The 19,147-nt window shown below is 36.5% G+C and carries 20 protein-coding genes; 12 read left to right on the forward strand and 8 right to left on the reverse strand.

The genetic code is table 11. The features are described 5' to 3' along the window. Window positions 1–14: 14 nt before the first annotated feature. Window positions 15–236, reverse strand: a complete 222-nt coding sequence (locus DNJ73_RS02350; RefSeq protein ID WP_158466110.1) for a DUF2862 domain-containing protein — start codon at window positions 234–236, stop codon at window positions 15–17. Window positions 237–290: 54 nt separating this feature from the next. On the opposite strand from DNJ73_RS02350, the gene hisF reads away from it, so the two are divergent. Continuing rightward, window positions 291–1,061: an imidazole glycerol phosphate synthase subunit HisF gene (gene hisF, locus DNJ73_RS02355; protein WP_158466111.1), complete on the forward strand. Its 771-nt coding sequence runs from the start codon at window positions 291–293 to the stop codon at window positions 1,059–1,061. 80 nt (window positions 1,062–1,141) lie between these two features. After that, window positions 1,142–1,840, forward strand: coding sequence for a bifunctional demethylmenaquinone methyltransferase/2-methoxy-6-polyprenyl-1,4-benzoquinol methylase UbiE (gene ubiE, locus DNJ73_RS02360; protein ID WP_158466112.1), 699 nt, complete (start codon window positions 1,142–1,144; stop codon window positions 1,838–1,840). A gap of 10 nt (window positions 1,841–1,850) precedes the next feature. On the opposite strand, the gene DNJ73_RS02365 is transcribed toward ubiE, so the two are convergent. Then, window positions 1,851–2,333 carry a DUF721 domain-containing protein gene (locus DNJ73_RS02365; protein ID WP_257473300.1) on the reverse strand — a complete coding sequence of 161 codons (483 nt, stop codon included), beginning with the start codon at window positions 2,331–2,333 and terminating at the stop codon, window positions 1,851–1,853. A gap of 73 nt (window positions 2,334–2,406) precedes the next feature. Between DNJ73_RS02365 and DNJ73_RS02370 the strand changes: the two genes are divergently transcribed. Both DNJ73_RS02370 and DNJ73_RS02375 read left to right on the forward strand, forming a co-directional pair. After that, window positions 2,407–3,183: a PspA/IM30 family protein gene (locus DNJ73_RS02370; protein WP_158466113.1), complete on the forward strand. Its 777-nt coding sequence runs from the start codon at window positions 2,407–2,409 to the stop codon at window positions 3,181–3,183. Between the two features lie 28 nt (window positions 3,184–3,211). After that, complete coding sequence (locus DNJ73_RS02375; RefSeq protein ID WP_257473301.1) at window positions 3,212–3,970, forward strand: biotin--[acetyl-CoA-carboxylase] ligase; 759 nt, start codon at window positions 3,212–3,214, stop codon at window positions 3,968–3,970. 20 nt (window positions 3,971–3,990) lie between these two features. On the opposite strand, the gene DNJ73_RS02380 is transcribed toward DNJ73_RS02375, so the two are convergent. Together DNJ73_RS02380 and DNJ73_RS02385 are read right to left on the reverse strand one after the other, a co-directional pair. Further along, window positions 3,991–4,698, reverse strand: coding sequence for an ABC transporter ATP-binding protein (locus tag DNJ73_RS02380; protein ID WP_158466114.1), 708 nt, complete (start codon window positions 4,696–4,698; stop codon window positions 3,991–3,993). Further along, window positions 4,691–6,253, reverse strand: a complete 1,563-nt coding sequence (locus tag DNJ73_RS02385; protein ID WP_158466115.1) for an NAD(P)H-quinone oxidoreductase subunit N — start codon at window positions 6,251–6,253, stop codon at window positions 4,691–4,693. Before DNJ73_RS02385 ends, DNJ73_RS02380 begins: the two co-directional genes overlap by 8 nt. Window positions 6,254–6,383: 130 nt before the next feature. Here DNJ73_RS02385 and topA point away from each other — a divergent pair, with 130 nt between their 5' ends. The 6 genes from topA to DNJ73_RS02415 all read left to right on the forward strand — a co-directional run bounded on the left by topA (window position 6,384) and on the right by DNJ73_RS02415 (window position 13,461). Further along, window positions 6,384–9,290: a type I DNA topoisomerase gene (topA, locus tag DNJ73_RS02390; RefSeq protein WP_158466116.1), complete on the forward strand. Its 2,907-nt coding sequence runs from the start codon at window positions 6,384–6,386 to the stop codon at window positions 9,288–9,290. A 31-nt stretch (window positions 9,291–9,321) separates the two neighbouring features. Next, complete coding sequence (locus DNJ73_RS02395) at window positions 9,322–9,816, forward strand: hypothetical protein (RefSeq protein WP_261792582.1); 495 nt, start codon at window positions 9,322–9,324, stop codon at window positions 9,814–9,816. A gap of 2 nt (window positions 9,817–9,818) precedes the next feature. Further along, on the forward strand, window positions 9,819–10,505 hold the full coding sequence (locus DNJ73_RS02400; protein ID WP_158466118.1) for a DUF2232 domain-containing protein: 687 nt from the start codon (window positions 9,819–9,821) through the stop codon (window positions 10,503–10,505). A 6-nt stretch (window positions 10,506–10,511) separates the two neighbouring features. Continuing rightward, window positions 10,512–11,708 (forward strand): nicotinate-nucleotide--dimethylbenzimidazole phosphoribosyltransferase, encoded by a 1,197-nt coding sequence (locus DNJ73_RS02405; RefSeq protein WP_158466119.1) that lies wholly within the window; start codon window positions 10,512–10,514, stop codon window positions 11,706–11,708. Between the two features lie 5 nt (window positions 11,709–11,713). After that, entirely contained in the window at window positions 11,714–12,715 is a 1,002-nt protein-coding gene (locus DNJ73_RS02410) for a hypothetical protein (protein WP_158466120.1), read from the forward strand. Window positions 12,716–12,798: 83 nt separating this feature from the next. Continuing rightward, on the forward strand, window positions 12,799–13,461 hold the full coding sequence (locus DNJ73_RS02415) for a riboflavin synthase (RefSeq protein WP_158466121.1): 663 nt from the start codon (window positions 12,799–12,801) through the stop codon (window positions 13,459–13,461). 28 nt (window positions 13,462–13,489) lie between these two features. On the opposite strand, the gene DNJ73_RS02420 is transcribed toward DNJ73_RS02415, so the two are convergent. The 4 genes from DNJ73_RS02420 to DNJ73_RS02435 form a co-directional block, all read right to left on the reverse strand. Continuing rightward, window positions 13,490–13,846: an AbrB family transcriptional regulator gene (locus DNJ73_RS02420; protein WP_158466122.1), complete on the reverse strand. Its 357-nt coding sequence runs from the start codon at window positions 13,844–13,846 to the stop codon at window positions 13,490–13,492. Window positions 13,847–13,941: 95 nt separating this feature from the next. Then, window positions 13,942–14,547: a heme-copper oxidase subunit III gene (locus tag DNJ73_RS02425; RefSeq protein WP_158466123.1), complete on the reverse strand. Its 606-nt coding sequence runs from the start codon at window positions 14,545–14,547 to the stop codon at window positions 13,942–13,944. Beyond that, window positions 14,544–16,184 (reverse strand): cytochrome c oxidase subunit I, encoded by a 1,641-nt coding sequence (ctaD, locus tag DNJ73_RS02430; protein ID WP_158466124.1) that lies wholly within the window; start codon window positions 16,182–16,184, stop codon window positions 14,544–14,546. Before ctaD ends, DNJ73_RS02425 begins: the two co-directional genes overlap by 4 nt. 4 nt (window positions 16,185–16,188) lie before the next feature. Next, on the reverse strand, window positions 16,189–17,001 hold the full coding sequence (locus DNJ73_RS02435) for a cytochrome c oxidase subunit II (RefSeq protein WP_158466125.1): 813 nt from the start codon (window positions 16,999–17,001) through the stop codon (window positions 16,189–16,191). A gap of 183 nt (window positions 17,002–17,184) precedes the next feature. Between DNJ73_RS02435 and DNJ73_RS02440 the strand changes: the two genes are divergently transcribed. Both DNJ73_RS02440 and DNJ73_RS02445 read left to right on the forward strand, forming a co-directional pair. Further along, window positions 17,185–18,111: a COX15/CtaA family protein gene (locus tag DNJ73_RS02440; RefSeq protein ID WP_158466126.1), complete on the forward strand. Its 927-nt coding sequence runs from the start codon at window positions 17,185–17,187 to the stop codon at window positions 18,109–18,111. Further along, window positions 18,104–19,099, forward strand: a complete 996-nt coding sequence (locus DNJ73_RS02445; protein ID WP_158466127.1) for a heme o synthase — start codon at window positions 18,104–18,106, stop codon at window positions 19,097–19,099. Before DNJ73_RS02440 ends, DNJ73_RS02445 begins: the two co-directional genes overlap by 8 nt. The last annotated feature ends 48 nt before the right edge of the window (window positions 19,100–19,147 follow it).

Genomic DNA, 19,147 nt, shown 5'->3' on the forward strand with positions numbered 1-19,147 from the left:
TTGTAATCTCAGGGTTAAGAAACTTCATCTTCGAAGAACCAATGTTTGCTTCCATCATTCATTTTAATTACCACACCAATGCCACCAATACCATCAGTCATCTTGTAATCGATTACAGTGCCTCTTGGATCATTAGATAGTTGGTTGATCAAATAAGAAGGTATGCGATCTCTTACACGTTCAATATTGATCTTAATTTTTGAACCTATCCTTGCAAGGGAGGTTGGCTTAGCCATGGCATCAAAATGCTTAAGTTTGGGCAACCATAACAGTTCCCCTGTTTAAAAATCATGGTTGCTTTAAGATTGATCCCTTGTCTTGATGTTTCAAATGGACGAGTAGTAAAGGGGGTTAACTTTGTTGGATTGCGTGATGCAGGTGATCCAGTTGAGTTGGGATGCAGATACAGCAAGGCTGGAGCTGATGAATTGGTCTTTCTAGACATAACAGCCACTCACGAGAAAAGATCAACTTTGGTTGACATGGTTAGACGAACATCCGAGGCGGTAACCATTCCTTTTACTGTTGGAGGTGGGATAAGTTCTATTAATGGAATAAAGGAATTGTTACGAGCAGGAGCTGACAAAGTAAGTTTAAATTCCAGTGCTGTTAAAGACCCTTCGTTGATTTCTCAAGGGGCTAATTGTTTTGGATCTCAATGTATTGTGGTTGCAATAGATGCAAAAAAGAACAAAAATATTTCTAATAAGTGGGACGTTTATGTGAGTGGTGGACGTAATAATACTGGTTTGGATGCGATTGAATGGGCAGAAAAAGTATTTGAGCATGGAGCAGGAGAAATCCTATTAACTTCCATGGACGGTGACGGAACTCAAAATGGGTATGACATAGAACTGACTAAATCTATTTCTGAAAAAGTTCCAATTCCTGTAATAGCTTCAGGAGGAGCTGGTTGCTTGAGACACATTAAAGAGGCTTTTACTCTTGGGAAATCTTCAGCTGCTCTCTTGGCATCCCTTTTGCATGATGGACAATTAACGATCAGCGAAATAAAAGAATATCTAATTAAGGAAAATTTACCTATAAGACCAATTGAATGATTAATATTTGCACTAAAAGATGTAAAATAAATCTCTCCATATTCAGTTTTTTGTGCGAGTAAATAATTTCTTAGATTTATATGAGACCTGGTAATACTAAAGCTATAGAGGAAATGTTTGATTCGATTTCTTCAAAATACGATTTTTTAAATGATATATTTAGCTTCGGATTGCATAGATTTTGGAAAAGACGATTGTTGGATATTCTTAATCCAATTTCAGGAGAAAAATGGATAGACATTTGTTGTGGAACTGGAGATATGTCAATACTCTTGGCTAGATATATGAAGAGTTCTGAAAATATTATCGGGATAGATTCAGCTTCTCAAGCATTATTAGTTGCGAGAGAAAGATCTAAGCAAAACTATTCTTCAATTGAATGGATAAATGGTGATGCGTTGGAGACAAATCTAAAATCACATCAATTTGATGGACTTTTAATGGTCTATGGCTTAAGGAATCTTTCAAGCCCTTATGCAGGGCTCAGAGAGGCTTTAAGGATTTTGAAACCAGGAGGAAGAGCTGGGATTTTAGATTTTAGATCTTTTGAGGGACCTTCCATTCAAGGGCTATTCCAAAAAATTTATCTAAGTTTTTATGTTGTTCCAATTGCATCTCTTTTCGGATTGGGAAAAGAATATTCATATATAAAAAAAAGCTTACTTAACTTTCCTTCAGGTGAAAAACAAATTTATTTGGCACTTTCTGCTGGCTTTAAAAAAGCAAAATACCAAACATTAGCAAAGGGTCAAATGGGTATTTTATTACTTGAAGCTTAATCAAAATCGTTCAATCTATTCTCAATTCTTTTCTTCTACAAAAACTACATTTACCCCATAATTTAACTTCTCCCTTGGGAGAAGGCACCTTGCAAAAAGGACAATTAGTGATTCCATTCTTATCAGTTCTACTTGGGTGCTTTTCCCATATCTCTTTTTCACTTTCTCTCGTAACTAAATCACTAGGATAATGTTGTCTAATCCGAATCTCTTTTATTTGATATCCATATGATTTTAAAGATTCAATTAATTCCAAGCGGTTGTACTGAAGAGCCTGTCTCCACTGTGGATGACTTGCACCAATCGTTAAAATTTTATTTTGAATGTTAAGAGGTGTGCAATTTAATGCGAGCTGCTCCCCAGCTATCTCTTTCCAATCTTGAATAAGACCTCCCACATTTCCTTTCCATGAAGACTTGATTCCTTCCAAGCATGTAGAAATTGACTGCTCTCTTCTTGCTTTCGTTTTATGCTTTAAGTCTTCTAAAATCAATTTTAATTAGACACTATTGGTGAGTTAGTGCTTAAATCTAGCTAATATTTTTTAGATTGCATAAAAGATCCTAATGGGATTATTAGATAGGTTAAGTCGCTTGATAAGGGCAAATCTAAATGCTTTTGTCAGTGATGCAGAAGATCCAATTAAAATACTTGATCAGTCTGTTGCTGATATGCAAGAAGACTTGGTGAAGCTTCGTCAAGCGGTGGCTATGGCTATTGCAAGTCAAAAAAGATTAGAGAATCAGGCAAATCAAGCAAAAGATCAAATAAAAAATTGGTTTACCAGAGCTGAATTAGCCTTGAAAAAGGGAGAGGATGATCTAGCTAGAGAAGCATTAAGTAGAAAAAAAACTTTTCAAGAAACTTATGAATCTTTATCGACTCAATTTCAATCACAAAATGGTCAAGTTGAAAAACTAAAGAAAAGCCTTTTGTTATTAGAGAGAAAGATTGCCGAGGCTCGAACAAAAAAAGATATGCTTAAAGCAAGAGCTCAAGCAGCTAAAGCTCAGCAACAAATTCAAAGTGCAGTTGGTGATTTAGGTAGCAAGTCCGCTATGGCTGCTTTTGAACGAATGGAAGATAAAGTAGAGGCATTGGAAGCTTCTGGGCAAGCAGCATTAGAGTTGGCTGGAGAAGATCTAGAAAGTAAGTTCGCAGCATTAGAAGGAGGTAATGATATAGAGAAAGAATTAGAGATATTGAGGACTCAATTGAAATCGGGAGTTGAGGCAATAGCGTTGCCTCCGTCTGGTTTAGATGTAAGTGAAGTAAAAACAGTAGAAATTCAAGAAGTTGAAGTTGAATTAGAGGAGATGAAAAAGTCAATGGATAATTCTTGATTGTTTAAGAACAAATTATGTTTGAAATATGAATAACCAAAAATTCGATAGGGGAGTTGGATTGATCTATAAATATTACAAATTAAACCATTCCTCTCCCAGCTATTGGAGATTAATTCTTAAACCTATTTGCGCTAGTACAGAAATAGAGCTATCAAATTGGATCGCAGAGAAACCAGTAAAAAAAAATAAGCCAATAGCGATATTCTCCTCTTGCCAAAAATTTGGTCAAGGTCAAGCTGGTCGAACTTGGTATGCACCAAAAGGAGGGGTTTGGGTTAGTGCGGCTATTAAGAGAAAAGGTTCGTGTGAACATAATTCTCAACTTTATGGGCTAGCGGTGGCATTAGCTTTGGTTGAAAGAATTGAAAGGATAGGAGTTAATGTGAAAATAAAATGGCCAAATGATCTTTTGGTTGATGGTCAAAAATTAGCTGGAATTTTACCTAGATTAATTTTTAGGGGAGGAAAACTTAGATTATTAAGAGTTGGCGTAGGTTTAAACGTTTTAAATAATGTTCCTAAAGATGGGATTTCACTAAAACAAATTATTGGAGATAAAACGATGAATATAAATTTTTGGTCTTCAGAAGTTTTATGTGCAATAGATAGATCTTTAGATCTTTTAGATAATAAACATTTTTTGTGCAGTCAGATTGAAAAAAGATTGTGGTCGAGGCAATACATTGATAAAAAAACTCGATATCAATGGGATATTAAAGGAATAGACTCAGCAGGTAGATTAATTCTATTTAATGATGGTCAAGAGAAAGTATTGTCAACTTAAAAACTATTGTATTGGCTTAGCTAATTATTAGTAACTTCTATTACTTTGCCATCTTTAAACCTTGCAATTTTTTTTGCTCTTTGAGCAACATTGTCTTCATGAGTAACTAAGACAATAGTTATACCTTGATTATGAAGTTGGTCAAAAAGATTTAAAACGTCTTCAGTAGTTTTTGAATCAAGTGCACCAGTGGGTTCATCTGCTAATAATAGTGATGGTTTATTGATTATTGCTCTTGCTATAGCAACACGTTGTTGCTGCCCTCCAGATAACTGATTAGGAAGGTTATTCATTCTATTCTCTAGTCCTACTCTTATAAGAGCCTCTTGAGCACGTTTTTGTCTTTCTGACGAAGGGACGCATGCATAAATCATTGGAAGCATTACGTTCTCAAGTGCTGAAACTTCTTGAAGCAGATGAAATTGTTGAAAAACAAAACCAAGTTCTTTATTCCTGATATCCGCAAGTAAATCATCCTCAAGTTTTTCTACAGCAGTTCCGTTTAATTCATATGTTCCATGCGTGGGACGATCAAGACATCCAAGAATATTCATTGCAGTACTCTTGCCGGATCCACTTGCACCCATTACTGCAAGATAATCTCCATGAAAGACTTCAAGGTTTAGCTCATCAAGAGCTTTTACTTTTACTGAGCCCTCTCCATAAAATTTATTTACATTAGTTAGACGAGCTACAGATTTTTTTAAAGATTTGAACTGGTTATCCAATGGAGTTTTTACTTGCAAGAGTAATAGCTTTTTGAAGTAATGGAGTTCCGTTTACCGCACTATCAGCGAAGTCAAAGAGAGGGTTTGAAATGATTCCACCAATAGCTGTTACTAGAACACAAAAAATTAGAGCCACTTTAAGAGATGACATCCCTGGTATTGACCATTCAATTGATGGGTATGATTTAACAACATCTGAAGCTTCTTTCGGCTCAGTTACCACCATCATTTTTATTACTGATATGTAGTAGTAAATAGAAATTACAGAAGTAACTAGACCAACACTAACAAGTAAGTATTGCCCATCAGCCCATCCTGCAAAAAATAAATAAATCTTCCCAAAGAATCCCAACATGGGAGGAATGCCTCCCAAAGAAAGAAGGCATAAACTTAATCCTAAAGTAATTAATGGATCTTTTTGGTAAAGCCCTGCATAATCTGAAATCTGATCACTTCCAGTTCTTATTGAAAAAAGAATGATGCATGCAAATGCTCCAAGGTTCATAAATAAATAAGCTGCCATATACAAAATCATCGCGGCGAAACCATCTTCAGTTCCACAAACCAATCCAATCATTACGAATCCAGCTTGTCCAATTGAGCTGTAAGCCAACATTCTTTTCATCGATTTTTGAGCTAGAGCTACTACATTTCCTAGTGACATGCTTAAAACTGCCAAAACAGTAAAAAGTAATTTCCATTGAGTATCAAAAGCGCCAAAACATCCAATTAGTATTCTTATGGCAAGTGCAAAACCCGCTGCTTTAGACCCGACTGATAAAAATGCAACTACTGGTGTAGGAGAACCTTCGTAAACATCAGGTGTCCATTGGTGAAAAGGAACCGCAGCAATCTTGAAAGCTACTGTTGACAATACGAAAACAAGAGCTAGAGCAGATAAAGGGGTAGGAGCATTGATTAAGGTTATTCCTATGTCTTTTAGGTTTGTAGATCCACTGATTCCATAAAGTAGAGATGCTCCATAGAGAAATACAGCCGCCGCCGCCGAACCGACCAATAGATATTTTAAAGCGGCCTCTGAACTCCTTGAATCTCTTTTGAGATATCCAGAAAGTAGGTAGCTAGCAACTGAAAGAGTTTCTAATGAAACAAAAACACTTACTAAATCAGTGGAACCACAAAGAAGCATTGCCCCAAGAGTTGCAGCTAATAATATTGCTGCAAATTCACCAATTGGACTTCCATTTTGTTCAGCGTATCTCCAACTAATTAGAAGAGAAATTAGTGTTGATAGAGCAATAACACCTCTAAAAGCAATAGCAAGATTGTCTGCTACAAATGAACCTAAGAAAGATTCTTGTATCTCTCCATTCCATTGCATTATTAGCAAAATCAGAGCTGTACAAAGACCTGCATAACAAATTGGAGGGGACCATCTGGACGAAATTTTTTCACCGGCCAAATCAACCAAAAGTGTCCCTAACATTGCAATTAAAACAGCAGCCTCTGGAAGCACAGCCTTGGCATTTAAGGAGAGATTTAAAAGCTCTATAGGCGTATTTATTAATATTTGAAAAGAAAAAAGATCTCCCATTTATGTATTGTTTTTAAGCTGTGTCTGATTTGATAACTCTAGCGAAGTTATGAAATATGCCTTTTTTATCATTTTGGGCTATGCATTTTACTATCCAGTACGTTAGATAAGAAGGAGGGAAATTGAGCTGATGCCCACTGACCATACTCTGGTAATTGTTGAAAGTCCCACAAAGGCAAAGACTATTAAAGGTTTTTTGCCCAAGGACTTTCAAGTGCTTGCCTCAATGGGGCACATAAGAGACTTGCCTAATAATGCTTCTGAGATCCCTGCCAAACACAAAGGAGAAAAGTGGGCAACGATTGGAGTGAATACAACTGCTGATTTTGATCCTTTGTATGTAATACCCAAAGATAAGAAAAAAATTGTCAAGGAATTAAAACAATCTTTGAAGGGTGCTAGCGAATTGTTGCTTGCCACTGATGAAGATAGAGAAGGGGAAAGTATTAGTTGGCATTTAATGAATGTGCTTGATCCCAAAATTCCTGTGAAGAGGATGGTTTTTCATGAGATCACTAAAGAAGCTATTTCTAAAGCTTTATCGAAAACAAGAGAAATTGATATGGAATTAGTTCATGCACAAGAAACGAGGAGGATTTTAGACAGATTAGTTGGATATACCTTGTCTCCTCTTTTATGGAAAAAAGTTTCTTGGGGCTTATCTGCTGGGAGAGTTCAATCAGTTGCTGTAAGATTGCTCGTTCTAAGAGAGAGAGCAAGGAGAGCTTTCAAGAGTGGAAGCTATTGGGATTTAAAAGCAAAATTAGAAAAAGAATGTAGTGAATTTGAGGTTAAAATGACCTCAATTGGTGGGCGAAGAATTGCTAATGGTAGTGATTTTGATGAGTCAACAGGATTATTGAAATCTGGTCGAAATGTCAAATTACTTACGGAAGAAGAATCTAAGGAACTTGCTCAAAAATTAACTACAGATAAATGGAAAGTTATAAATGTCGAAGAAAAACCGTCAATTCGTAAACCAGTTCCTCCTTTCACAACAAGTACATTACAACAAGAAGCTAATAGAAAACTTCGATTATCAGCTAGGGAGACAATGAGATGTGCTCAGGGTTTATATGAAAGAGGTTTTATCACATATATGAGAACAGATTCTGTTCATCTTTCCGATCAGGCAATAAATGCCTCACGAAAGTGTGTTGAGTCAAAATATGGGGTTGAATATCTAAGTAATAAGCCACGCCAATTCTCTAACAAGACTAGAAATGCGCAAGAAGCTCATGAAGCTATTCGTCCTTCTGGTGAGAGCTTTAAAACTCCTAAAGAGTCTAACTTGCAAGGAAGAGACCTTTCTTTATATGAACTAATTTGGAAACGAACAGTTGCTAGTCAGATGGCTGATGCAAGGTTGACAATGCTTGGGGTTGAATTACAAGCGTTAGATGTGTCTTTTAGGGCAAGTGGCAAAAGAATAGATTTCCCAGGTTTCTTTAGAGCTTATGTTGAAGGCACTGATGACCCTGATAGCGCACTTGAAGGACAAGAAGTGCTTTTGCCTAAATTAGTTGTAGGGGATACACCAACAGCTAAAAATGTAGAGGCGTTAGGGCATCAAACTCAGCCACCTGCTAGATATAGCGAAGCTTCATTGGTTAAAACACTTGAGAAGGAAGGTATAGGTCGTCCATCAACATATGCAAGCATAATAGGAACAATCGTAGATCGAGGCTATTCAGTCCTAAACAATAATTCTTTAACTCCAAGCTTTACAGCATTTGCTGTTACTTCACTTCTTGAAGAACATTTCCCTGAACTTGTAGATACTAGTTTTACAGCTCGAATGGAATCTACACTTGATGAAATCTCAACAGGTAAAGTGAACTGGCTTCCATATCTCAAGGGTTTTTATAAAGGTGATACTGGTTTAGAAAATCAAGTTCAACAAAGAGAAGGAGATATAGATGGAGGTGAATTTCGAGCTGTTTCCTTGGAGGGACTTACGTCTCTTGTTAGGTTGGGTAAATTCGGAACATATCTTGAATCAAAGCAATTAGGTGAAAATGGCAAGCCTATAACAGCTACTCTTCCACAGGAAATTACACCGGCAGATTTGGATGAAGATATCGCACAGATGATTTTAAAACAAAAAGCTGAAGGTCCTGAGTCACTTGGAGTTGAACCTGAGAGTGGGCAGAATTTATATCTATTAAATGGTAGGTATGGACATTTTGTTCAAAGGGGCTTAGTGGTTGAATTGAAAGATTTGGGAGTTCCAAAAGGTAAGAAAAAGCTAGGGAATCTTCGCTTGTTCAAAAGTAGTCAATATGGGCTCTATCTGAAGCAGGATTCATCAAAAGTTCAGGTGTTGTTGCCAGAAAATATAAAAGAGGAAGAGATTGATACTAAAAAAGCACTCGAATACTTAGAAGATAAATCATTGAAAAAAGCTCCAAACCCTAAAAGGACTTCATTACCAAAGAATTTAAAACCAGAAAATTTGACCTTTGAGGAGGCTCTTGGACTTATTCAATTACCACGCTTATTAGGGGAACATCCAGAAGGTGGTAAAGTGCAATCGAGTTTGGGTAGATTTGGACCTTATGTAGTTTGGAGTAAAGATAATGGTGAGAAAGATTATCGCTCAATTAAGGGCGAAGATGACGTTCTTCAAGTAAGTCTAGAGAGAGCCCTTGAGCTCTTATCTATTCCTAAGAGAGGGAGAGGGGGAAGAACAGCTTTAAAGGAACTAGGTATTCCAGAAGGAGAGAAAGAAACTATTCAATTATTTAATGGACCCTATGGTCTATATGTTAAGCAAGGGAAGGTGAATGCCTCCTTGCCAGAAGGTAAAGGTGTTGATGATATCTCTATTGAGGAGGCTATTGAATTATTGGCAACTAAAAAATCAAGTAAGAAACCAACTTCAAAGAAGAAAAGTGCTCCAAAAAAGACTGCAAAGACAACCAATAAAACAATGGATTCATCGTCATCGAAAAAACTCAGATCTTCAAAAGCTCCTTCTACAACAAAAACTGGGCGCCTAAGAGCCAGTAAAGTAAGGGTTATCAAAACCAAGTAAAATTTTGAACATACTTAGATTGATTGATAATATGTTTATTAGATTATTTTTAATAGTTGCTCTTATTCCATTTCAATCATGTTCTAATACATTAATTGGTGAGAGATTGGAAAATAGTTTTGATACTCCCGAAAATTCAATAATTTCGGACACAGCTAGGGAAGTCAAGGATAAAAAAAACCTAAAGGAAATTAAAGAAATCCAATTAAGTAAAGTTGAGAAAGAGAAAGAGAAAGAGAAAGAGAAAGAGAAAGAGAAAGAGAATATTAAAGGAAATATCACAAAAGAAAATTCAATGTCTAATAAAGATAGATTTAGTCAAAAAACAACTAAATCAAACAAGAAAGTAATCTTTAATCCACAGCCATACAGAATTATCTTAAAATTATCTGGTGCAAATCCCTCTGCGCCAGCTGAGACAGTGACAAATGCGCTAAGAAAAGCAGGAGTACAGTTTGAGGTTGAAAAGATAGAACGTTTTGATAAGGAAAACTTTTTAAAGGATACATCTATGAAAAGAAAATAATTTTGACCTTAGATAATCAAAACTTTTTGAGAAGTAGATCTGTTTTCAAAGCGCCTCTTAGTAAAAGAAAAGCCTTGAAAATTGTTGAGTCTTCTTATTTAGCTGCGGCAACTGCTTTGATTTGGATCGCTCTTTATTATTTGCCTATTGGCGGAGCTGTCTTTCGACTTGCTTTGCCATTACCTTTGGCGCTTCTTCAGATTCGCAGAGGTGTTAAAACAGGTATTGAGGGTGTGACAATTTGTGTGATGTTATTAACTGCACTAATGGGACCGCTAAGAGGACCTTTGGTACTTTTTCCGTATGGATTCCTTTCTTTATGGTTGGGATATAGTTGGCATAGAGGTTGGAATTGGTGGTTAAGTTGGAGTGTTGGAGTCTCAATTGGAACTATGGGTTTTTTAGTGAGGGTTTTTGTTTTATCTATTCTGGTTGGTGAAAATTTATGGGTTATCATTACTCGTGCCGGAGCAGCATTGCTTGAGAAAGGAATAGAGATTTTCAATCTTTCTTTTAGTCCGGATATGAATCAAGTTCATATAGTTGCTCTATTTCTAGTAATAACTCAAGAAATCGTTTATGTGCTTTGTTTGCATGCTTTGGCTTATTGGATTTTCCCAAGGCTAAAATCTTCGATGCCTGAACCACCTGCTCTGCTCGAGAATCTAATTTCTTTAGAATCTAATTGATAAATAATGATTGTAGATAATTACGTTTTATTGCCAACAGGTGTTCTAGCTTTTGGGAAAGGTATTCAAGAGAAAAATTTTGAGGAAAGAGTTAAAAGGTGGCATGAAAATATTACGAATATTGCTTTTTTTTTAATTCTAGCTGGATCTCAAACAGCAGAGATTGAGGGGATTTCCTCTGCTGGTTCTACATCTGTTTCTAGACGTTATACCGCGGTTGCAGATGCTGAACTTTTATTGAGAGGACCTACTTCCCCAGCGAGATGGCCCTTGCCTCCTTTGCCAGCGGGAGTTTCTCCTGCATTGATTAGTTACGTTGCTTCGAGGTTTTTAAAAATTAAACCAACAGTTATTTCGGCAGGACTTCTTCAAAGTCCCTCCTTTAGTCATATTTCTCTTGAATCACCAGAAATAGGTCCGGCTAGATGCTTGAGTTCTGGTAATGCGATGGACATTAATAGAGTCAAACTTTTGCTTGAAGCTGGCCTTAAGATAGGGAAGCAATTAAAAAAATCTCTTTTGATCACTGAGTGTGTTCCAGGAGGTACATCTACAGCTTTCGCAGTTCTTTCCGGATTAGGCATAAACGTTAATGGACTTATAAGCGGAAGCCAAAGAAATCCACCTTCAGAGTTAAAAACTAAATTAGTTAATAAAGGATTAAAAGCAGCAAAATTAGAGAAGAAGCCATCTTCAGTTGATCTAATGGCTGCGGTTGGTGATCCATTTCAACCAATTGCAGTTGGCCTTTTAATGGGAGCAAGAGAGTCTGGCCAGGATATTTTATTAGGAGGAGGTTGTCAGATGTTGGCAGTATTAGCTTTGGCATTAAATGAAATTGAAACTGATTTACGTTCTGAATTTGTTGAAAAGATTTCAATAGGAACCACCTCATGGTTAGTTGATGAGTCACTATCTTTTTCAGGAAAAAGAAACTCATTTATTCATTTAATGAACCATGTTTCTAAGCATTTCAAAGTTAATATCCTAGGGCTAGCTAGCGGTTATAGATTTAATGATAGTAATCAAAAGGTTCTCCGAGATTATGAGCTTGGATACATCAAAGAGGGAGTTGGGGCAGGAGCCTTATCATTACTTGCTCAAATTAAAGGATTGTCTCAGAGAGAAATGATTGAGAGATGTGATAAAGAGGTTACTAATTTATTTAAGTCAAAAAATGAAAAAAATCTTCAAGAGATTTAAATAAAATGATCACCAGTAAATGGGGAAGACGAGAGTTTATCAAATATGGATTGATCTCTTCTTTATTTGTCTTGTCTGGGTGCTCAACATCTAGAAAAAAATTAGCTCTGAGAGGTATTTCTAAAAGCTTCCCTAGTGAATTTATCAATAGTTTATCTACAGATTGGGAATTTTTACCAATACAACAGATTGAACAAAAGAGAATTTCTTACACTTTTAGTCTTCAAGAAAAAACAGATTTATTAGTCTTAAATGATGGTTGGGTCTCTGATTTGCCTTACGATTCACTTCAAGAAATTAAAGCATCTAATATCAGAGATGCTTTGAGTAAGAAGGCTACCTCTTTTTTGGATGGATTAGGCGAGGAATATAAGAATAGAATTTTCCCTTTGGCTGTCAGTCCATGGGTAATACTTCTTAGAAATGAAGATTCATTAGCTCTAAAAAATAAGAATTCTTGGGAGGTCCTTTTTTCAAGTGCACTTACAAATCAAATAGTTTTTCCTAATAGTCCATATCTTTTGATTTCAATTGCCCAAAAGCTAGGATTTGTTGATGACTTCTCAATAATCAAGCGTCAAGCCAAGACATTTGATGATCAGAATGCTTTAAATTGGGTCGTTGCAGGTAAAGCTAATGCTGCAGTTTTACCTTTGTCTAGCTGTGTTGATAGTCTTATAAAAGATCCTCGTTTATCGATTCTTTTGCCTCAGGAAGGAAGTCCATTAAATTGGACAGTTCTTGCTTCTCCAAGTTTCTCTTCAGAGCCTTTCCCCACTGATTGGTTTCATTTGTTGTGGGGGCCAACTTATTTGAGACGTTTAATAAGAAAAGGTTTTTTACCACCAACTAGTTTTTCAGACTTAAGGAGAAAAAATATCAATATTTCTCAAAGGTATCAATCTGTTTTTATTCCAGAAGAAAGTGTTTGGAATAAATGTTGGTCATTGCCTCTCCTGAGTTTTGAAGATAAAAAAGATTTAGCGTTGAATTGGAATAATTCATAATTCAATTAAATTTTAAATTCAAAAAACTTTTTAAAGACATTTCGAAATACTATAACTAGCATTCTAAAAGTTTAGGTTTTTATATGTTTACTGGTTTAATACAGTCTATTGGTACGATTAAGAAAAATAATCTGGGTGTATTGGTTGATGGATGTAATCCTTTCTCCCCTTTAAAGCTTGGTGATAGTGTTTCTGTAGATGGAGTTTGTCTTACCGTCTCTGAATTAATTAATGATTCTTTTGTTGCCAACATTAGTGAAGAAACTCTTAAAAGAACAAATCTTGGTGAGAAAGCTCAGCGAAATGGCTATGTAAATCTTGAACCAGCTTTACGTCTTTCTGATCGATTAGGTGGACATATCGTTAGTGGGCATATAGATGGGGTGGGTGAAGTTGTTTTAATTGAGAATTTGAAGAATTCTTGGAATTTAAAAGTTTCTTGGAATGATTCAAATTTCTGTAAATATATGTGCGATAAGGCAAGCATTAGCTTAAACGGAATAAGTTTAACAATTGCAGAGATATATGATGATGGATGTAAATTTTCAATAGCCGTAATACCTCACACCTGGTCGAATACATGCTTAAAGTTTTTAAAAATTGGCGAGAAGGTTAATTTAGAAGTTGATTTAATGGCTAAATATGCAGAAAAGCTGCTAAAACTAAATAAAAGTAACAATGATTTTATTTCTAAAGAAAACTCAGAAATCAGCTCTAAGTGGCTTAAAGAGCAAGGTTGGAATTAAGTTTTAGTGCTTTTTTCTGAGTGAATTATTATTTCTTAAGTGGTAACAAACTGATCGCCCCAGATTCTTTACGTACATCAATTCGAAATTCTTGCCCAGGTTCAAGACCTAACTTTTTAGTGTATGCATGGCCAATAAGAAGATTGCCATTGCCATGAACCTTTGTACGAAACTCTGCTTGTCTTCCTCTTGAAGATCTATTTCCTGCTCTTCCAGGTCCATTTGAGCGGAGTTTATAACCTTTGGCTTCAACTAGTGCACGATAGAAACTTTTACGTAAAACTCTTCCACTAGGTCCAACGTAACCACATCCTTTAGCGATTTCGTCTTCTGGACGATTGCTCAAAGATCTTGCTTTGTCTAGGAGTTCTTTTCCAACAAGCATTTCAGACTGTTTTAATTAACTGAATTCTGACCAATAAGTGGAATTGTGGCAACAAATTAATTGAAAGTTTCTTTCTTAGTATCAATATTTACCTCTTAAAGCAGATAAAGGATGATGAATAAAACGACCCAGATCCCATCTACAAAGTGCCAATAGAGCTCAACTGCTTCAAATGGAAACAAGTTTTCTTTATTTACTCGACCATTAGGTACACGGGTTTGCCACCAAATAATCATGATCATGATTGATCCAAGCGTTACGTGCAGGCCATGAAAGCCAGTTAATGCATAAAAAGTACTTGCGAAAAGGTTGTCAGTTAACCCAAAAGGCAAAGTAAAGTATTCAAACATTTGGCTAATTAAAAATGCCACTCCTAATGCACCTGTAATAAGAAGCCATTTTTGACATTGCTTTGCTTCTTCCTTTTCTAGAAATTTCCCAGCTCGATGAAAAGTAAAGCTACTTACTAAGAGTAAAATTGTATTTAAAGTGGGTAAAGGTAACTCTAATTCGTAAATAGCATCAGGAGCTAAGGGGTTGACTGCTTTAAAAGTTAGATATGCAGCAAAAAAACCTGCAAAAGTCATTCCGTCTGCGATTAAAAAAGCTATTAAACCAAATAAACGGAAATCCTCATGCTCCCCTTCTGAGAGATTTTTCTTGCTTTCTGATGATTTCTCTTGTGGAACTATAGAAGTCATTTGTTTTGCTCCTGAGTTTTATTTAAATTTTTATTTCCGTAACCATATGGCTCTAGAACCAGAGGAGCTTCTCCATCCCAATTTTCAACTGGAGGAGGTGAACTTGTTAGCCACTCAGGTGTGAGAGCATTCCATGGATTATCACCAGCATCATGGCCATAGAGGATGCTTTGAAAAACATTCCATAGAAAAGGTAAAGTACTTAATGCCATCAACAAGGCCCCTACACTACTGATTTGATTAATTAATTGAAATTGTGGATCGTATTCTGCAACTCTTCTAGGCATTCCATTTAAACCTAACCAATGTTGAGGGGCAAAACAAAGATTAAAGCCAATAAAGGTAAGTATGAAGTGGAATCTTCCGAGATTTTCATTGAGCATTTTTCCAGTGAATTTCGGGAACCAATGATAAATTGAGGAGAAGATAACAAAGACTGATCCCCCATAGACTATGTAATGAAAATGGGCGACAACAAAATAGGTATCATGTACATGTATATCAAAAGGTACTTGAGCGAGCGCAACACCTGTTATTCCACCTAAAACAAAGTTAATAATAAATCCACAAGAAAATAGCATTGCACTATTAAGTGATATTTTCCCTCCCCATAAAGTTGCAACCCAATTAAAAAATTTAATACCTGTGGGAACAGCTATGAATGCTGTAGCTATTGTAAAAAATAAGCGCATCCATGGAGGAGTCCCACTTGTAAACATATGATGGGCCCAAACAACTAGACCTAAAACAACTATCCCCATAATTGAGAAGACCATTGTTGTGTAGCCAAAAAGCGGCTTTCTACTATGAATAGGAAGTATTTCACTGACTAAGCCAAAGGCAGGGAGGACCATGATATAAACAGCAGGATGCGAGTAAAACCAAAAAAGATGTTGATAAACAATTACATTTCCCCCAAGACTTGGGTTAAAGAAACCTGTATGAGCAACTATGTCAAAGCTTAAAAGTATTAAAGTTCCAGCAAGAACAGGAGTTGATAAAACGACAAGAATACTTGTACCAAGCATTGCCCAGCAATACATGGGTAATTGCATTAATTTAAGACCAGGTCTCCTTAATTTAATAATGGTTGCTATGAAATTAATACCACCAAAGATTGAGCTTCCACCTAAAAGTAAGACACTTAATATCCAAATAATTTGACCAGCTGCTGGAGTAGTTATGCTTAAAGGTGGATAAGCTGTCCATCCAGATTGTGCGGCACCATTTATAAAATAGCTGGTTATTAGCATCAAACCGGAGGGAGGTATCAGCCAAAAAGCAACTGCATTTAGCCTTGGGAAAGCCATGTCTCTAGCCCCAACATAAAAAGGTATTAAATAGTTTCCAAAGGCACCGTTTACCACAGGCACGATCCATAAAAAAATCATTATTGTGCCATGGAGAGTTAGAACTTGGTTGTAGACCTCTCTTGGCATGAAATCTGATAGCGGACTTGTGAGCTCTACCCTTATTGCGCCAGCTAAAGATCCTCCAATCAAATAAAACAAGAAACCACAAACTAAATATTGAAGACCTATGACTTTATGATCAAGACTAAAACTTAGATATTTGAGCCATCCAGTTGGTTGAAGCTTTTCTGGAGTTGAATTGTTTGGTTTAAGTGAAACAGTCATAAATTTAAATTGTTTCCTTAGAGTTTTCTCTTATCCAAGTGTCAAAGTCTTCTTGTTCATCTACTATTACGTTTGATCTCATTCCACCATGATATGGGCCGCACAATTCAGCACAAACAATTGGGAAATTACCTGCTTTTGTTGGAGTGAAATTTAATATTGTTGGTTGCCCAGGAATGACATCTTGTTTAAGTCTAAATTGAGGCACCCAAAAAGCATGTATTACATCTTTAGATTCCATTTTTAAACTAACTTCTTTCCCAACTGGAACATGTAGTTCACCAGAAATAATATCTCCTTTTGGATAATGAAAGATAAAAGCAAATTGCATTGCAGTTAACTCAATTGGTAATGAAGATGAATTATTTGAAGATGAAGTTTCAATTGGTCCTGAACCAATCCCACCCCAAACTCTTTCGGCTTGATTTCCCATATGACCACTTTGATCATGCATTAAAGGTTGCATGCCACCCATTCGATCATAAATATCGTAACTATATAAACCTACAAATAAAACAACGATTGCAGGAACTGCTGTCCAGAAAATTTCCAGAGATATATTACCTTCTAAGTCTATGCCATCTCCAGTTTCACCAGGCCTACGACGGAATTGAATCAGACTATAAATAACTAAGGCAGTCATACCTATAAAAAGTATGGAGCCAATAATGAAAAGGACTCGATAAAGTTCATCATAAACAGGAGCATTAGTGCTCGCGCTAACGGGAAGCATATCGACGTTGTAAGCAATCCAAACTCCTCCTACGCCAAGAATTAAACTTGATGCAAGAGTTAGGATGGCCGACATTTTCGGCAAGAAGATCTCCTTTGCTTCTTATAGGTTATGGGCAAAAGTAATTAATGTACTAACTAATTGTTAATTCAAGATGAATAATTTTTTTTAAAGGTAATCTTTATGTTGCACTCCGCTTATTCAGGTGACGTGCACAAAGTAATCGCTACGTTGAAAAAAGAATTATTTTGATGGATCTTTGCATAAGTGCAGGTTATTTATCCACCAAAGCCTCGATTTAGATTAGGACAACTTGCTGCTCACGTAGTAGTTGCACTGATTGTACTTGTCGTGATTGGAGGAGCGACGAGGGTAATGGAGGCTGGCCTCGCTTGCCCTGACTGGCCTCTTTGCTATGGCTCTTTTTTGCCTGGCAGTCAAATGAATTTACAAGTATTTCTCGAATGGTTTCATCGCTTAGATGCTTTCTTCGTAGGAATTGTTTTAATTATTCAATTTTCCCTCTCTTTATACTGGGCCAAGTTTTTACCTATGTGGCTCCCTTGGACTTATGGAGCACTTACTTGCTTGGTTGCTTTTCAGGGTTTTTTAGGTGCTTTGACAGTCCTTCAGCTATTGCCCTCTCTAATAGTTGTTCTTCATCTAGCAGTTGCCTTGACTCTTGTTGCGATTATGAGTGGTGTTACTCAACAATTACTTAGTCCAGGTAAATCAATTTTTCCACTTTGGCTCCGCTCACTTGGATTTTTATCTCTTTTTTCTGTAATAGGCCAATCTTTATTGGGTAGTCGGGTGGCAACATCATGGGCTGCTCAAAGATGTCTGAATATTGGAGATTCTTGCAATCTTTTACGACTTCATCGTTTCAGTGCATTCCCTGTAAGCCTTTTGGTGATTTTATTTGTAATTATTTCATTTACTCAGAAAGATGTTTTTTTGAAGCAATGGCCTTATTTTGTGTCTATTACTTTTTTGATCATCTCACAAATCTTTTTAGGTGTTTTTTCAATTCAATTAGGTTTGAGTGAGCCTGGTCTTGTTATTGGCCATCAACTCGTTGCTTGCTTGTTAGTGGCAGTCATATCAGCATTGAATTTTAAAGGGAATGGAATCGAAGGATCTTCACAATCACTTCTTATAAACGAATCAAATTTGGAGACATGCCATGGTTAGTTCAACATCTGATGTAATTGCACAGCCAATTAATCGTGAGGACATTGTTCCATCTAGGAAGCGTATTAAACTCCCAGCTTGGTTAGAGGTTGCTAAACCAAGATTAATCCCTCTTTTACTTGCTACTACAGTTGGGGGAATGGCTCTTTCGGAAGATTGGCCATTACCCGCCCCTAGATTGGCATGTACTTTAGGTGGAGGAGCTCTCGCTGCTGCAGCTGCAGGAGCTCTTAATTGTTTGTGGGAGCAAGATCTTGATAAACGAATGAAACGTACAAGTAATAGAGCATTACCTTCTGGTCGCCTTTCTTCATCATCTGTTTTCATTGGAGCAATTTCTTCCACTCTTGCTGCCTCAGTTCTTTTGGTAAGCGGAGTTAATTGTTTAGCTGCAGGATTGACCCTTTTAGGACTTTGTAGTTATGTACTTCTCTATACCGCTTTTTTGAAACCTCGTACATCTCAAAATATAGTTTTTGGAGGTGTTGCTGGAGCAATCCCTCCTCTAGTTGGAGCCTCCGCAGCGGCAGGCCATATTGGATTAGGAGGTTGGTGGTTATTCTCTTTGGTTATGGTTTGGACACCTGCACATTTTTGGGCTCTGGCCATATTGTTAAAAGAGGACTACCGATCTGTTGGGATACCAATGCTCCCAACAGTAAAAGGTCCATTCGTTACGTCCAAAGCCATATCCGTTTATGGATATCTAACTGTATTTTTAAGTTTTTTAGGTTGCTTCGTTTTGCCTGAAGGAGGTTTCTTATATGGAATGTTATTGCTACCTTATAATTCAAGACTTCTTCAACTGGTTTCAAGATTAAGGGATAACCCAGAGGATTTAGATCGAGCCAAGGGTTTGTTTAGGTGGTCTATTCTTTATATGTTTGGAGTCTGCTTCTTGCTTGTTATTAGTAGATTACAAGTAGCAATTATTTTTAATGATCAGTTGATAGCATTAATTAACGATTTCTTTATGAGTTTTTCTTAAGTCTAAAAAATAAAAATAAAAACTTTATAAACTTGCACTCTTCTATTA

Source organism: Prochlorococcus marinus XMU1408 (genome assembly GCF_003208055.1).
Lineage (GTDB): Bacteria > Cyanobacteriota > Cyanobacteriia > PCC-6307 > Cyanobiaceae > Prochlorococcus_B > Prochlorococcus_B marinus_A.